This window comes from Flavobacterium sp. A45 (assembly GCF_002001005.1).
Taxonomy (GTDB): Bacteria; Bacteroidota; Bacteroidia; order Flavobacteriales; family Flavobacteriaceae; genus Flavobacterium.
The window spans coordinates 1-16,746 of record NZ_MUNX01000077.1 but is presented as its reverse complement, the minus strand read 5'-3'; the positions used below and the strand labels follow the sequence as shown (position 1 = coordinate 16,746).

At 35.9% G+C, this 16,746-nt stretch carries 14 protein-coding genes; 2 read left to right on the top strand and 12 right to left on the bottom strand.

Annotated elements, in window-relative coordinates; translation table 11 throughout:
• Nucleotides 1-4,222: S-layer family protein (locus tag B0E44_RS09065; protein ID WP_131828083.1), on the bottom strand; the 4,222-nt coding region annotated here is incomplete at its 3' end.
• Nucleotides 4,223-4,662: 440 nt separating this feature from the next.
• On the opposite strand from B0E44_RS09065, the gene B0E44_RS09060 reads away from it, so the two are divergent.
• A complete protein-coding gene (locus tag B0E44_RS09060; protein WP_077373330.1) occupies nucleotides 4,663-5,142 on the top strand; it encodes a regulatory protein RecX in 480 nt (159 codons plus the stop codon).
• Between the two features lie 184 nt (nucleotides 5,143-5,326).
• On the opposite strand, the gene B0E44_RS09055 is transcribed toward B0E44_RS09060, so the two are convergent.
• The 11 genes from B0E44_RS09055 to B0E44_RS09005 all read right to left on the bottom strand — a co-directional run bounded on the left by B0E44_RS09055 (nucleotide 5,327) and on the right by B0E44_RS09005 (nucleotide 15,225).
• On the bottom strand, nucleotides 5,327-6,511 hold the full coding sequence (locus B0E44_RS09055) for a beta-ketoacyl synthase N-terminal-like domain-containing protein (RefSeq protein WP_077373328.1): 1,185 nt from the start codon (nucleotides 6,509-6,511) through the stop codon (nucleotides 5,327-5,329).
• A 190-nt stretch (nucleotides 6,512-6,701) separates the two neighbouring features.
• The gene (bioA, locus tag B0E44_RS09050; RefSeq protein ID WP_077373326.1) at nucleotides 6,702-7,973 is read right to left on the bottom strand and encodes an adenosylmethionine--8-amino-7-oxononanoate transaminase; all 1,272 of its coding nucleotides are present in this window, start codon (nucleotides 7,971-7,973) and stop codon (nucleotides 6,702-6,704) included.
• A gap of 83 nt (nucleotides 7,974-8,056) precedes the next feature.
• A complete protein-coding gene (gene bioD, locus B0E44_RS09045; protein WP_077373323.1) occupies nucleotides 8,057-8,677 on the bottom strand; it encodes a dethiobiotin synthase in 621 nt (206 codons plus the stop codon).
• A gap of 37 nt (nucleotides 8,678-8,714) precedes the next feature.
• Nucleotides 8,715-9,104: a GxxExxY protein gene (locus B0E44_RS09040; protein WP_077373332.1), complete on the bottom strand. Its 390-nt coding sequence runs from the start codon at nucleotides 9,102-9,104 to the stop codon at nucleotides 8,715-8,717.
• A 178-nt stretch (nucleotides 9,105-9,282) separates the two neighbouring features.
• A complete protein-coding gene (locus B0E44_RS09035) occupies nucleotides 9,283-9,891 on the bottom strand; it encodes a hypothetical protein (RefSeq protein WP_077373320.1) in 609 nt (202 codons plus the stop codon).
• On the bottom strand, nucleotides 9,881-10,384 hold the full coding sequence (locus B0E44_RS09030) for an RNA polymerase sigma factor (protein ID WP_077373318.1): 504 nt from the start codon (nucleotides 10,382-10,384) through the stop codon (nucleotides 9,881-9,883). The genes B0E44_RS09035 and B0E44_RS09030 overlap by 11 nt, the downstream gene beginning before the upstream one ends.
• A gap of 4 nt (nucleotides 10,385-10,388) precedes the next feature.
• Entirely contained in the window at nucleotides 10,389-11,246 is an 858-nt protein-coding gene (locus B0E44_RS09025; RefSeq protein ID WP_077373316.1) for a TraB/GumN family protein, read from the bottom strand.
• A gap of 457 nt (nucleotides 11,247-11,703) precedes the next feature.
• Nucleotides 11,704-12,105 carry a putative signal transducing protein gene (locus B0E44_RS09020; protein WP_254423275.1) on the bottom strand — a complete coding sequence of 134 codons (402 nt, stop codon included), beginning with the start codon at nucleotides 12,103-12,105 and terminating at the stop codon, nucleotides 11,704-11,706.
• Between the two features lie 13 nt (nucleotides 12,106-12,118).
• Nucleotides 12,119-13,255 (bottom strand): 8-amino-7-oxononanoate synthase, encoded by a 1,137-nt coding sequence (locus tag B0E44_RS09015; protein WP_077373311.1) that lies wholly within the window; start codon nucleotides 13,253-13,255, stop codon nucleotides 12,119-12,121.
• A gap of 24 nt (nucleotides 13,256-13,279) precedes the next feature.
• Nucleotides 13,280-14,041, bottom strand: coding sequence for a porin family protein (locus B0E44_RS09010; RefSeq protein WP_077373309.1), 762 nt, complete (start codon nucleotides 14,039-14,041; stop codon nucleotides 13,280-13,282).
• 59 nt (nucleotides 14,042-14,100) lie between these two features.
• Nucleotides 14,101-15,225 (bottom strand): hypothetical protein, encoded by a 1,125-nt coding sequence (locus tag B0E44_RS09005; RefSeq protein ID WP_077373307.1) that lies wholly within the window; start codon nucleotides 15,223-15,225, stop codon nucleotides 14,101-14,103.
• An 858-nt stretch (nucleotides 15,226-16,083) separates the two neighbouring features.
• Between B0E44_RS09005 and B0E44_RS09000 the strand changes: the two genes are divergently transcribed.
• Nucleotides 16,084-16,662: a DUF4136 domain-containing protein gene (locus B0E44_RS09000; protein ID WP_077373305.1), complete on the top strand. Its 579-nt coding sequence runs from the start codon at nucleotides 16,084-16,086 to the stop codon at nucleotides 16,660-16,662.
• Nucleotides 16,663-16,746: the final 84 nt, after the last annotated feature.

The following is a 16,746-nucleotide window of genomic DNA, read 5'->3' as shown; positions in this document are numbered from 1 at the left end:
GGGTTATAGTCACAACATGAGTCGTAGTTGCTGGTCCGTTGCAACCCGCAGCACTAGCTGTGATTGTCGTTGTGCCTGACCATCCAGCAGCATAAGTCACAGCTCCAGTTGCAGCAACTATGCTGTTTCCTGCAAATGCAGCGGTTGTCGCATCCAAACTATAGGTAATACCAGTTGAATTGTTTGCCGTGGTCGTCGTGGTTACAGTTCCAGCTCCTTGACAACGTGTTGAGGTTGCTGGCGAAAATGCGTTTATGGTTACTGTTGGGGTTATAGTCACTACATGGGTCGTAGTTACTGGTCCGTTACAACCCGCAGCACTAGCTGTGATTGTTGTTGTGCCTGACCATCCCGCAGCATAAGTGACTGCTCCGCTTGCCGCAACAATACTGTTCCCTGCAAATGCAGCAGTAGTAGCATCCAAACTATAGGTAATACCTGTTGAATTGTTTGCCGTGGTCGTCGTGGTTACAGTTCCAGCTACTTGACAACGTGTTGAGGTTGCTGGCGAAAATGCGTTTATGGTTACTGTTGGAGTAACGGTAATCACTAAATTATAAGGTGTCCCTGAACAGCCAGATGCCGATTTTGGTGTTAAGACATAAGTAACATTAATAGCGGCAGCTGTAGAATTGGTTAATACTTCACTGAATCCTGTAGCTTTAGCAATATTTGTTCCGCCTACTCCTGCAGCACCTGCATTAATATTTGCAACTCCTGCACGACTCCAATCAAATGTAGCTCCAGTTAATGTGATTGCTCCACTTGTATAAGTACTTCCACTACAAACCGAACTGGCTGTAGGTGCTGTGATGGTTATACCAACCGTCGGATTAACGGTAATCACTAAATTATAAGGTGTCCCTGAACAGCCAGATGCCGATTTTGGTGTTAAGACATAAGTAACATTAATAGCGGCAGCTGTAGAATTGGTTAATACTTCACTGAATCCTGTAGCTTTAGCAATATTTGTTCCGCCTACTCCTGCAGCGCCTGCATTAATATTTGCAACTCCTGCACGACTCCAATCAAATGTAGCTCCAGTTGATGTGATTGCTCCACTTGTATAAGTGCTTCCACTACAAACCGAACTGGCTGTAGGTGCTGTGATTACTGGCGAAGTCACTGTTACGACTTGAGAAATACAACTAGCTGTACTGCCACATGAATTTGTATATCTTACATAATAAGTTGTAGTACTTCCTGGACTAACTGTAATACTATTACCAGTACCTACTAATGTGCCACCACACGAACCTAAAAACCATTCTGCATAACCTCCTTTATCTCCTCCGGTAGGATATCCAGACAACGAACCCCCACTCACAGTAAGTGTTGTAGAAGCTCCTGCACAAATAGTTGTCGTTCCAGATATAGCTGCTACTGTTGGCGTCGATAATGATGGTAATTTATTAACTTGAACTATTACTATAGTATTACTTGTGTAAGCACCCGAAGTTATCGTTCTTCTATACCATGTTGTTTGAGCAATACCAGCTGGTACAATATAATCTCTACCATTACTTGTTCCTGAAGCAGTTGCATATCCTGAAGTTGCACTAGTGGTACTAATTTCCCATAGGTAAGTATACGTTCCGTTTCCTCCAGTGGGAGTAGAACCATTTATTGTTATTGCACCTGGACTTGTATCAGCACAAATCGGCTGTGAATAAGTAGCCACTACACTATACGTTTTGCTCGTCCCTACACATGGATCCCCAAACATACCATTTAAAACACCATTAGTAGCACTGAATGACCAACTAGTGTTTCCTAAAAGACTTATAGTATTTACTTTACTACTTGATGCGTGACATGAACTTATTGCAAAGTTTGGACTGGTTCCGGTCGGAGTTCCATAACTAGCAAATTTAACATTCATAAGTACTGAACCAACTGGTGCGTTTAATGTAAATGCCCCCCCATACTCACCTATAGTACCAGCTACATCACCTGTAGTGCCATAAGACGCAAAATCATTGTCAATTACAGAATTATTTGGCACTGCCACACGCCCAGTTCCGGTAAAAAAAATATTGTTAAAATTTGTTGCACCAGAACCCGTGGCGCCCCAAGTTCCACCAATTTGATTTACCCCATTTAAAAGAAGAGTAGCTGCTGTATGTGTTGTTATTCCGTTTAGGCTTACAACAACTCCAGAGGAAACAGACATAAGATTACTTATAACTGTATTTGACGTAAAAGTTTTGGTTCCAGATCCTGAAAGCGTTAAATTACTATAAGTTACTCCTGCAACAGCCTGATTAGCTCCTACAAAACTAATAACACTAGCCGTTCCAGCAGTAAAAGTTCCACTATTTGTAAAATTTCCACTTATGTTTAATAAACTGCTTGAGCTATTAGCTAATGTTAAAGTAGCCGAAGCATTGACAATTAAATTTCTGCAAAGTGCTGTAGTCCCACTGGCAATGTTCGGTGAGAAAGGCGTACCACTTAAAATAACTACATCAGTTGTTGCAGTTGGTATTCCGCCGCACCAGTTAGATGCTGTATTCCAGTCTGTACTTGTAACTCCTATCCAATTCCCTGTTGTACATGAAGTAGTGGTAATACCTACTGTCCCAGTAGTTGCCGCAAAAAAAGTGTCGTTTTTATTTGTTGCAGCCGAAATTGTACTCCCCCACGAACCTGCAGATGTAACAAAACTCCCAAGAGTAAGTGTATTAGCAATATGAGTGAATGTTCCTAAATTAGCAACTGATCCTGATCCTATCGAAAAATTAGCTGTTACACTTGTTGCTTTACTAAGTGTCACCCCCAAAGCATTAGTCATCGTAAGACTATTGACCGTTGCTGGCATTCCTGCACTAGTAGTTTGAGCTACTGTTCCGTTAAAATTATAATTTGCGGCCGTATCGAATGTACGCGTAATATTAGTTGAAGAAACTGAGCCGTCAACTCCATTTGCATTAGCTGTAATTAAGGTTGCACCAGAGTTTAAATTAACCTTTGCTATACCTGCAACACCTCCTGATTGAGAAACCTGAAATGCCCCAAAATCTACAGTTCCATTTACTGTAAGTTCTCCAACCCAATCAGCTTGCGTTACTTGATCGGCACTATTTAAAGTCAAATTGGAAGCCAATTTTAATGTACTTCCTGCATTAACAACATACTTTGCCCATATAGCTGCACCTGCTGTTGGCATATTCAATATCTGAATTCCAGATCCGTTGAATGTTATAATACCATTTTTAACCGCTCCTACTGTTGATATGGAACCTGCTCCTGCAGTGTTTGTCAAATTTCCAGCAAGATAAACATTACTAGTTCCTGATGTTCCAGCATTAAAATCAAAAACTCCACCCGTTTGATTATAATTTCCAAGAATAGTGAGTGAATGACTACTTGCGTTATTAACTTTATACGTACCTGAATTTATTATAAAATCTCCGCTTACAGTTGTATTTATACCTTGTGTTACTGTTCCTGTAACAATTAAGTTTGGAAAAGCTGTAACTGTAGATCCACCAATAGTCGAAGTTCCTGTAAAGGTAACTACCCCCGAACCTGAAACGGTTTTAGCATTATTAGTCCAATTTCCATCAACAGTAATTCCTCTATTTATTACTAATGGAAAAGCATTAGTTAACGTTATTGAATTAAAATCCATTGTAACTCCAGCTCCGCTAATAGCCTGACTTGAAGATCCATTGAATGTTACATCTGCATCAGAACCGACAATATTCATATCAAAAGTCCCATCATTAACAACATTTCCGCTAATTAATAAAGTATTTCCTCCGTCTCCAGCAGAATTAAAAATACCACCAATGTTTACTGTAACATTCCCTGAGACAGTAACTAATCTGTTTGTATTATTATTACCTATTGTAAGAGTACCGCTAATGTTTAAACTTTTACAAACAGCAGAATTAACATTAACAGTAACGGTAATTCCGTTATTAATGATGACGTCATCAACAGAAGTTGGCACTGCTGCACCACCCCATGTTGCAGTATTACTCCAATTACCACTTACACTTGCTGTCCTTGTCGCCGCATTCGCAAACGAACAAATAAACAACAACACGAGCAAAAATCCAAAAGTATTACTCAAGCCCTTCTTCTTTGATCTAGTTTGAGTTGACAACCAAACATAATTTTCTTTTTCAATTGGAGAAAATCGTAGTAACACTTTCTTCAATGTGCTAATTTGTAAGGGTAAAAAAGCAACAACAGTAAGTAAAATTCTATTCATAGTATTTGGGGGTATTTTATGAGTATTCTTGCAAAACAGACATGCTTATCAAACACACTTATTTATATGCTTTTTATTAATAACATCACTTTGTTTTACAGTATATTTAGTTTTGCCGAAGCTAAAACAGGTATATATACGCAGTAAAATTAAACATTTAAAATTAGCCTTTAAATAAAGTTGCCGATAAAAACGATAATTTTAAGCTAATTAACCAAAAAACATCTTTTTTGTAGGTTTTCCATTTAAAAAAATAATGCAATTATTTTCTTAAGTTCACAAAATGAGAATTTTAGTAAACTTTAGCTTTCCCTTTTTTGAAACTAAAAAACCATTCTAAAATTGCTATTTTTACCCAAAATTATCATCATCCAAAAAACAAAAACGAGGATCATGAATAACGATAGCATTTTTCCAATAAAAAACACATCAACCCCTCAATGAAAGAAGTCTATTCCATCAAAGAAGCCAAAATAAAAATAGAACATTTTTGCGCTTATCAGGAACGTTGCCACGAGGAAGTGGTTTCAAAATTGTGGAGCATGAAATTGGATCAGAATGAAATAGACGAAGTCATTGTGCATCTTATTGAGCACAATTTTCTAAACGAAGCCCGGTTTGCCTGTAGTTTTGCAAGAGGAAAACACCGCATCAAGCATTGGGGAAAGATCCGAATTACCAACGAACTGAAAATGCGAAAAATCAATCAAACCTTGATTAATCTCGCCCTAAAAGAAATTGAACCCGAAGAATATATTACCACATTTGAAGAATTGGCCGAAAGAAATTGGAATTCCATAACTGAGACTAATACCCTCAAAAAAAGAAAGAAGTTTTGCGACTATATGCTTCGCAGAGGATTTGAAAGTAATTTGATTTATGATAAAGTAAAGGAATTGGAAAAAACTGACAACCAATGACAAGCATACATTTCATCCGTCAGATTATCGGCTTAAAAGGGCACACAGATCATACTGATAAAACGGATTTTATTTTAACTGTTGTAGAAATACAAACACACCTTAATTGAAAACTTTTTAAATTATTCGTGCAAATCCGTTTATTCCGTTCAATCTGTGGCCAAAAAAACCACCTGTTATATGTTTAAACACTCAAAAGAATGCTCACCGCATTACCACCAAAACCAACTGCATTGACCAAAACTTTACGAATGGGTCTTGTCTGTTTTTGTGCTTCCGCAAAAGGAATACCGATGAACTGATTGTGCTGCATCATCAAAATTGCCATTTCCATACTCAAAATCCCCGATGCGCCAAAGGTGTGCCCAATTTTCCACTTATTGGTAGTCAGCAAAGGAAGACTTTTTCCACCCGAGACCGAAGGGCGAACTGACGAAGTAAAAACTTTTTGAATGGCTTTATACTCAGTCAAATCTCCTTTTATAGTTCCGGGAGCATGCATAACTATAGCATCAACATCAGATAATTCTGTGTTTGCTAAAGCCATTTTCATTGATTTTTGAAAACAGTCCGCTTCTGCCGAAATCGAAATGTTGTGCTCCAAAATTTCAGTAGCATAACCAATGCCTTCAATAAAAGCTAATGCATTTTCTTTTTTCCCTATTTCAAGACAGCACACCCCGGCACCTTCTCCCAAAATCATCGTGTTTTGCTTTTTGTCCAAATCCAAAGCACGGTTGGGATACTTTTCGTCACTTTTGGAGTAAATTTTCAAGGATCGCATCTGACCAATCGTAAAATCGGTTAAAGGTGCTTCACTGCCGCCAACCAAAAATTTATTGGCCATACCTGATCGCAGCCAAGCCACACCGTTAAGAACCGCATGCAGTGCCGTAGAACAAGTAATAGAATGCGAAATTTCGGGACCTGAACTCTGCAGATCATGCGCTACCCAAGAAGAAATATTGCCTAAAGTGGTCGTTGGCGAAGCCAAAGTCTGCGCTTTACCGGTTTCTAAATATTCCTGAAAATGTTTTTCGAATAAGTCGGTTGCGCCACGGGAAGAACCAATGTTGATACCGAAATCATCCTTTGAATTCCAGCCTGCTTTTTCGATAGCTTTGCGAGAAGCTGCCATTGCATACAAAACCGATTTATCCAATGACTTGTATTTTATGTCCGAAAGACGTAATGATTCGACTTCTGTCTTGGAGAAATCATCAAGCGCCGCAACGGCTGTATCTTGATGATCCAGAAATTGTTTTGAAAAACAAGGGTTTTCCGAAAGGTAATTTTTCCAAACCGTTTCAGGCGAATTTCCTAATGACGAAATGGAAGCTATGGCTGTTATGGAGATAATTTGCGACAAAATATTCTATTCTGATTTAACCGCAAAGGTCGCAAAGTTTTTCTTAAAAACGAGAACTATTTAAACACGAAGTCCACCAAGAAGTCACTAAGGACACTATTGTAAATCTATTAGGGTATTGCATTTAAATTTATTTCAAATAAAAACTTTGTGAGCCTTGTACCTTCTTAGTAGTCTTAGTGGTTAATTCCTAAACTATTTCCAAAGCACTTTCCACCACTTCATACACTTTTTGCAATTGAGCATCAGTAATCACATAAGGTGGCAAAATATAAACGATATTTCCAACAGGACGCAGAATCACTCCATTCTCAATAAAAAAATCATAGAGCCTATTACGTAAAGTCCCGTAATAGCTTGCCGAAGTTTCGGTTTTTATTTCTAACGCAAAAATAACTCCCAGCACTCGGGTTGCCGTGACCATAGGATGATTTTCAATGCGTTTTTTGAAATCCAAATGGCTTTTATTGATTCGGACTAAATTATGCTGCATTGCTGACGTTTCTAATAAAGACAAACTCGCCAAAGCCGCTGCACAACCCGTTGGATTTGCAGTAAAAGTATGTCCGTGAAATAAAGCTTTATTGATATCGTCATCATAAAAAGCGTCGAAAAGATCTTGAGTAAAAGTCGTTATCGCCATTGGAATGGTTCCACCTGTTAAGGCTTTTGACAAACACATCATATCCGGTTTTTGAGCCAAATAATCGCAGGCAAAGGTTTTTCCGGTTTTTCCGAAACCTGTCATTACCTCATCAGCAATCGTAATCACTTTATTATCTTGGCAAATTTGGATTAATTGATCCAACGCTTCGGGTTCATACATCACCATTCCTGCAGCACCTTGCACCAAGGGTTCGAATATAAAACCGGCGCAATTATTGTTTTTTATAACTTTCCTTAAAGCATCAAAACTTTCTTGCTCCTGCCCTTTAATTGGCACAGGAATCCGAACAACATCAATGAACATTCCTTGAAATGCCTGTGTATAAAATGAAATACCACTAGCTGCCATGGCGGCAAAAGTATCGCCGTGAAAAGCATTTTCGAAAGCAATTATTGTTGTTCTCTTTTCGCCCTTATTGTAAAAATATTGCAAAGCCACTTTAATAGCCACCTCAACAGAGGTCGATCCATTATCCGAGAAAAACACTTTCTTTTGATTGGTTGGCAAAATAGCCAGAAGCTTTTCGGCCAAAACAATAGCCGGTTCATGCGTAAATCCACCAAACAAAACGTGTTCCAATGTGGTCAACTGTTTGTAAATCGCATCGGCAATATATTTATTGGAATGCCCATACGGATTAACCCACCAAGAAGCGATGGCGTCAATGTATTCTTTGTTGTTTTCGTCCCAAAGCAAAGCGCCTTCCCCTTTTATAATTGCAATAGGAAGTGCCGCCGTTTTGTGCTGGGTATAAGGGTGCCAAAGATGTTGGCTGTCTCTTTCGATTAAACTCATTTGATATTAGATTATTGTTTTACCGCTAAGGCGCTATGTCGCAAAGTTTTTGAAATTGCCATTGAAATTGATTTTTGCTATTGCTATTGAAGTTCCAACAGATTATCCCGAAACCGATCCGCATATTCCTTGATTACATTTTGGTCGAAATAGGGTTCTTGCTCGATTCGGCCAATACATTTAACTCCTGTTTTGTTCAGAATAATAGATTCGGTTGATTTATTCTCCTCACCGGAAAAAATAATTCCTCCTATCGTTATTTTACGATTAAGCAAGGATTCAATAGTAAGTAATGTATGGTTGATGCTTCCCAAATAATGTCTTGAAACCAAAATCACTTTATAATCGGGTTGAATTAAATCAATGACACAGTCAGTATCATTCAATGGAACAAAAACACCACCAGCTCCTTCTATAACCAAATGGTTTTCGGTTTTTGGCTCAATTATCTTTTTCAAATCAATGGTTATTCCATCTATTTCAGCAGCAAGATGCGGGCTGGCCGGCGTATTCAGCATATAACTGTTTGGACGAATAATCGTTTTATCATTTGAAACAAATGATTTCACTTTATGACTATCGGAATTACCCAAATCTCCCGCCTGAACTGGTTTCCAATAGTCAGCTTGTAAAGCTTCAACAATAATAGCTGAGGCAACAGTCTTGCCCACATCGGTAGAAATTCCTGTAATAAATAGTTTCATGTTTTTTAGCCACGGATAATACGGATGGAACGGATTATCACTGATTTTTTAAATTAATTTTTCTATCATTTGTGTAGATAAACCTTTTAAATTCTGGTTCTTCTCCAAAATTCAACAATAAACCTACTTCAATTTCTGTTGCTTTTAGATAATTCATCGTTTGAGCCACATGAGCATTCATAAGTAATTCACAGGCTTTGAGTTCGACTATTACTTTGTCCTCGACTAATAAATCTGCAAAATAGTCGCCTATAAGCTGTTTTTTGAAAAAAACTTTAATTTGCTCTTGAGCTTCAACTTTGTAGCCTCTTGCTATAAGTTCAAAATACATTGCATTTTGATATACTTTTTCAAGGAAACCAGCTCCGAGTTCATTATAAACTTTTAAAATTGAATCCGTTATAGACCCGTGTAATAAATTTGCCATATTCAACCTGCATAAATCAGCAATATCCTTATTATCCGTGGCCCAATACGCAAAGTTTTTAATTATTCTTTGCCTAACTTCGAGTTTTCTCTTTGCGGATCTTTGTGTAAAAACACATTTTAAAACACAAAAATACCAATAAAAAAACAAACCCATCATTGCGATGGGTTTCGTTATATTACTCTTCTTTTAATTCATCAATAACTTTCCTGATCTCTTTGGCGTATTTCCCGTAAAAATAGTGCACCCACCATTCGAGAGCCAGACCCATAAACAGAATTGAAAAAATAACGATTGAGAAAGTCGCAACCAAAAAGGGAGTGCTGTTTATCCCTTTTGTAAAAAAATCGGGGGTTTCATAATACATAAACCCTAGTAAAAACAATATAAGAAAAGGTATTAATGCAAATCCGAAAGTTTTATAAATCTCCATATTAAGCCGAATATCAAAATAGGTTTCGTATAAACTGTCTTTAGTGTTTAAACTCGTAGTGCCTAATCTTCTGTAAAACACAAATAATTTTGCTAAATAATAAATGCAGACTGCCGTAAATATTGAAAAAAGCAAATAGAATGGAGCAAATGCATTTGCAGGCATATCATAAACGTACGGTATAAATCCAATACATACTATAGAAATTATTTGATAGAAAAATTCATTTTTTAAATTCTTTTTTATTTTTTCTAATGGCATATTTGCCGAGTTTATTTTATCCAAATGGGTGGGAAGAGTTACATTTTCTGTTTTTTCGTTCTTCCAAGCTGATTGTATATCGTTAAAGTCCATAACCTTGTTTTTTTATAATTTCTTTTAATTTGTCTTTTGCTCTGTTCAATTTCACTCTTGCATTTCCTTCTGAGATACCCAGATTGACTCCAATTTCTTTATGTGAAAATCCCTCAAGCTGATAGAATATAATAGCTTTGTCAATTTTGTCCAATTCCTGAACGGCTTTATAAAAATGATTCAACTGATTTTCTTTGTGGTCGGAGTCGCTTTCTTCTTCCTTTATATTTTCTGAAGCTATCTCATATTTATCAACCTTTCGTTTTTCTTTTTTCAAAAAAACAATCGAGGTATTGATTGCCACTCGGTACATCCAAGTCGAAAATTGGCTTTCACCTTTAAAAGTGTCATAGGCTTTCCACAACTGCAGGACAATCTCTTGAAACAGATCTTGCTGATCGTCCTTATTATCCATATACATCTTGGAAACCTTATAGAGTATTCCTTTGTGTTGCTCAATACGGGTTAAAAACTCTTGTTCTTTGGTCTTCAAAATTTTAGTTCATTATAGGTTTTACTGTATATCCAGCTTTCTTTAATAAATTGATCACTCCAAGATCTCCTGCTAAATGTGCTGCGCCTACTGCAAAGAAAACACTTTCTTTTTGCATCATTTCAGGCATTATTTTTAACCAATTTACATTTCTGTCATCCAATAATGTTTCTTTGGTGCTTGTAGACATCAGTTCTTTGTCTGTAGTCATGGCATACAGCCCGTTTATATCTTCACTGGTATACTCTTTTATCATAGTATCAGCCATATTGGTATCTATCTTTTGCAAATAAGCAATCAATTCGTCATCTGTAAATGATTTGCCTAAAATATCCAATTGCTGAGCTGCTTTTTCGAGTCCGACAATTGACTTATTGCTTTCTTTGGCTTTGGCAAGAAATTCCATTTCATAAAATTTCAAATCAGCACAGCCAAACGATTTCATAAAGAGCAAACTCATAATCGTTTCCAGAGTATAACTGTCAACCTGAGTCAAAGTAAGTCCACCGTTATTTTTCAACACTTCTTCCAATTGTGCAATCTGTTTTGGAGATAATGTTTTGGACAATGGTTCTTTACCCATGGCTGCCTGCTGTACAATTTTCAACTCTTCGGCATCGCCCATGTTAATCTCTAAAGCCAGTTTTGAGGTTTTCGAAAAAGCGTCTGCAGCTTTAGGCTTCATTACAAAATCTTTCCCGCAGATCATGTGAATAGTCCCAAAAAGATAAGATGGCTTTGCTAATCCTTTTCCTGACACTTCCCACAATACTGAATTTTCATTTTTTTGAGTCTGTGCATTAACCGAAAGATTAAAGACGAATATCGCAACTGCTGCTATTGATTTAAATACATTTTTCATAATTTGTTTGTTTTTTGATTGATGATTGATTTTAAATTTGTTTGATTGATTATTGTTTGATTGATTGATTTGATTGCTAATAAAATCTGCGAGCTATTTACTGTATTTTCTTCTCTGCGAAGCGGCCAGCGAGGCAAAAAACAGACAAACCCACAGAAGAAGGAAATCCTTATTTGGCTTATCTAAAATAAAGTTAGTGATTAAGGCATATGAAAGTCCGGCAGAACTTAAAAATACAAATACGAAGTTGAAGATTTTATCGCTTACTGATGTTGATGTGGTTTTCATAATTATTTTGATTTATTTGATTACGACTCGTAAGTAATCAAACAATCAAAACGTTACAAAAAAATATACTGTTTTTTAAAGAAGTGAGGAGAAACAAGCTGTCAGAGATGAAATTTCTCCGGTCAAATTATAACTTAATATAAAATCAGAAGTGTTCTTGGTGTCCGGATTACTTAAATTCGAAATTACACTTATCACATTTGTATCTATGTTTTGAATAAATAGGTATTAAAACAAAAAGTATTGAGAAAAGGAATGCAAATAAAGTTTTTAAATCTTTTATAGAAGTTACCATTTCAATTTTTTCAGCTCCACATTCTGGACATTTAATCAATTCATTATTCTCATTCAATGAATATTCACTGATTTCAGAAAGTACCATTTTTGCCTTATTAAAATCCTCGTTTTTTACAAAAAGTTTAATGCCTCCTATAGCATTACTATACATTGGATTTGCATCAACAGTATTATTGTCTCGCACAAATACTCTAATTCCTTCCGATTCCAGTTTACCTCTAAAAATCGATGCTTCTGAAGAATATTGAAAAGTAGCAATTTTTTGAAAAGTCATTTCTTCCATACTATTAAAAAACAAGTTCACTCAATAGGGTCAATACTTTGGTCATTTCCTCTTTGCTATTATAGCTATGCAGACAAAAACGCAACCGTTCCTGACCAGCTGGAACCGTTGGCGAAAGTATAGCCTTGACATCAAAACCGTTTTCTTGCAAAGCAGCAGCAATACTTTTCACCTTTTCATTTCCAGGAATAATCACACTTTGAATAGCCGATTTACTACGAATAAAAAGCGGACTTAAATACAACATTTTTTTCACTTGATTAAAAAAGACAATATTATCACGAAGTGCTTCAAGTGCATTTTTATCCTTTTCTAAATGATGATAACCAACTAAAATCGTGGCTACAGAATGTGGAGAAAGTCCTGTAGTATAAATGAAACTTCTGGAGAAATTTACCAAGTATGATTTTAATTCCTCCGAACCCAAAACCACCGCACCGTGACAGCCCAAACCTTTGCCAAAAGTCATTATTCGGGCAAATATTTTGTCCTGCAAATGCAAATGCTGAATCAATCCTTCACCATTTTCTCCAAAAACTCCCAAAGCATGGGCTTCATCAACCACTAAATAACAATTGTGCTTTTCAGAAACAGCAATCAGTTCTTCCATATTTGGACAATCGCCATCCATCGAAAAAACCGATTCGGTTACAATGTAAATTAAGGTGTTAGGATTACGTTGAATCAACAAGTCCAAATCCTCAAAATCATTGTGCTTGAATTTATAGGACTTGGCATTCGACAATTGGATTCCGTCGCGAATCGATGCATGACATAATTCATCATACAAAATCAAATCGCCTTTTTGGGGAACGGAACTAAAAAAACCAACATTGGCATCATAACCCGAATTGAACAACAAAGCAGACTCTGATTGATGAAATTTCGCAATATAATTTTCGGTTTCAGTATATAAAGTATGGTTTCCAGAAAGTAATCGCGACCCTGTTGCGCCATTACTTTTTATATTATGATCTAATAAAAATTGATGGGTCGCATTAAAAATCGCTTCCGATTTTGAAAAAGCTATATAATCATTCGAAGCAAAATCAACTAAATCATTAGGTTGTGGAAGAATACGTAATGATTTATTTTGTCTTCGTGTTTCTAGTTTATCGCTAAGGTTTTTTGGAAAATTCATAAAAGCAAAGTTATAAAAACCAACTTACTTTTCAGGTAAAGTAGTTCCTTCTTCTGGTGCTTTCTCTTGGGCAGCTTTTTCGGCTGCTCTTTTCCCCGCTTTCCCTTTTCCGATAGGTAATCCCGCAGTTACATAAAGAGAGCGATTGTATTGGTTTGGGCTGTCGTCGCCTTTGAGAAGCGGCACCAATCCATAATAATATTGCAGACCGATATTCATGCCGTATTTAGTTTTTATTCGGTATCCCGCTCCAATTACCAAACCAGCATCTACAACATGAATCTTGTCACGTATATTGTTTTTATATTCGACATCTTCTCCATCATAATTTTGACGAAACAAATCATGAGCTGTAGACAACAAACCCAATTGTGTACCAGCCTTGACATAAATATTATTATTAAACTTGTATTTAATCGTCAGAGGAACATTAAAATAGTTTATATTTCTTTTCACTGAACCTTCAGCAAAAACGGCATCCAATTTTTCATCATTCAATGAATAAACGGCAATATCTTTCGCTCCCATAGTGGATTTTACGATAACTCCTGTATTGAAAATCCAGGAAGGGTTCTTTAGATTAAAATCAAAATAAAAACCCAAATTGAAGTCTCTTTTATAATCCGAATCAAGATTTGAAATACTTGAAAAATTGACGCCGCCATCCAACCCAAATTCTATATTGGGAGAGTTTAATTTATCTCCAAAAATCAAAGACATTAAAACCTGCGATCGAGCCTGCTGAAAACAAAAAAATACTACAAGTAATGATAAAAGTTTTTTCATCTGTTATTTTATCTGTTTTCTTTAAAATCAATTGTTATCTCTGTAATTATTCTATTCGATTACAATCCAAAACGATACTGAAGACTCGTCATAAACTGCGTACGGCTTCCAAGGAAACCACATTCGGCACGCAACATAAAGTGCCTGTTATATTGATATTGTGATCCAATTATAAAATTCCACATATCTTTTGGTGCCTTTTCCAATGAATATTGCACTGTAGAGGTCTCAATTGTGCTTAATGCTCCATCAATTCCATTCAATAAATTACCTGCTTTATCAAGAGCATTATTTGCCGTCTCATATTTAGCTTTATTTGATGGTTTTGCCTGATCAGCACTAGACAATCCATTCCACCAGGCATCAACCTGAACTTGTTTTTCATCCACTTTGGTTATCGCCTGATCTACTTTGTCCTGAGCTTGTCCTGCATTTGGGAATAAATCCTTTATCGCTAATGAACCATTTGTTCCGCTTTTTAAATGAACCCTAAAAGCTCCTGTCCAAAACGCAATATTACTTTCGGGTTTATTAAATTTAAAAGTCTTACCTAATCTAGGTCCAAAAATAAAACTCATAGCAGGTTTATCAAGAGCACTAATGTCTGTCCACGCTACATTCATATCCAGAGCCAACCAGCCTCCGCCGATACCGATGGTAGGAGTCATGCCCAATCCAAAAGTAGTAGCATTAAATTCAGCTTTTGTTCCAAAATCCATTATTTTAGACCAATTATTATCAGGATCCGGAAGCCAGATACCAGCATTAATTGTTGTTGCAGTATTGGCTTTACCTAAAATCCCATAAATATTCAAAAATGGAAACAGCCAAATATCCGGTCTAACGTTAACTGCAGATGCTGTTACATACGAATCGGTAAAACGAACAATTTGATCCAAATTATATTTAGGACCATTATTAAAACCAACTTCGAGATTATTAATAACAATGTCTGATTCCTGCCAAAAGTAGTTAACCGAAAAACCCGCAGAATAGGGCAATTGATAACCTTTCTGTGTTGCTTTTTCTCCCCATATAGGTAAAGCATATGGATATTCCACTACTTTAAGACTGTCTAGTAGAGCTGCGTTTTTTTTACCCACCACTTTATTGGTGTATACCTGAGAAAAACCAGCAGTACTTATTAATAAAAACATAAATACTAAAAAAATTTCTTTTTTCATTTTCTAAAATTTAGATTGGCTGAACACTTGAAAGCCATAATGTAAAATTAAAAAAATAATTGGTCAAACCTCAACAGAGATAATATATTTAATTAACTACTAAAATGCAAGTTGCAAAAAAGCTAGATAAATATACCGCAAACTACTCCTACATCTTTGAAATACTTTATAAAAGAGAGGCAACAAACACCTGTCCTAAAAAAATAAACTTCCTTTTCAGCACTTCACAATTTAAACTAATTGTTAATCAACCAGAATATTCTTTTAGAGAAATAAATCCATCAGGAAAAAGATAACGCTTCATTTAGGCGTAGCTTCAAAAAACAAACGGCATATAATTAATATAAAAGAAGACTGGAAAAAGGTATTTGTAGAGTAATAACTTAGGTTCCATCAGAAAATAAAACAAGTCGACTTATACGAATTGAGAATTAATTCATAAAAACTAAGTATTTTAAATCAAAATCCCTTTTATAGTGTTTTAAATTTTAGTAAATTTAACACTGATAGTCAACATGTTAACGCGTCTATTTAGATTTTCAAAAAGAGGATAAATTTTAATTAAACTGAATCTATGTATGATAAATTCTTAGATGAAAAAGATAATCAATTTGATTGAGCCTTACTGAAAAGGGAGTAAAATTGGATTGTTTGGTTATATGAAAAAAATGATGAATTCGACCATGCATTAGCGCATTTGTCAGTTTTGTATGCAGAACAGAATGATATTGATAATGTAAAAATGCAGGATACAATTTAAGAAGGCCGTCTGCCTATTGCAACTGATGTCTAAAATGACAATCAATACCTATTTTAAGAATTTACAAACATTTAATTATTAACTCAAAATTTAATAAGATGAACATTAAAGAAAGAACATTAGGTATAATTCCTATGCTGTTTTTGGGATTATTTTTTAGCTGTGGCCCAACCGTAACTGTTACTCAAGATTATGATCGTGCGGTAAATTTTAGTGAATTCAAAACTTTTGCAACTTTCGATTTAAATGCACAGAAAGGCCAGGTAAACCAATTAAACGTTGATCGGGTTACAAAAGCAATTCGCGCAGAAATGACCGCCAAAGGCTTTAAAGAAACAAGTGATAATCCCGATTTAAAAGTAAATGCAGTAGCGATTTTAAAAAACAAAACACAGGTTACTGCCAATTCTAATTACTATGGTTATGGCGGTATGTATCGCCCCTACGGATATTGGGGTGGAGGTGCAATGATGGGAGGCTCGACAACATTTAACACTTATGATTATGTTGATGGCTCCTTGGTGATTGATATTGTATCCACAAAAACCGACAAACTAGTTTGGCAGGGCATTGGTAATGCCGAAATTGACAACAAACCAGACAATCCTGAAGAATTCATTAATAGTTCCGTAAAAAGCATTATGGCAGGTTTCCCTCCCGGAGCAGCTAAAAAATAAATCTAATACTTTATTTCTAAAATTATACCATATGGATATAACCTTGAATGATTTATTCAAAACGATAAATTAAATCAACTGTTT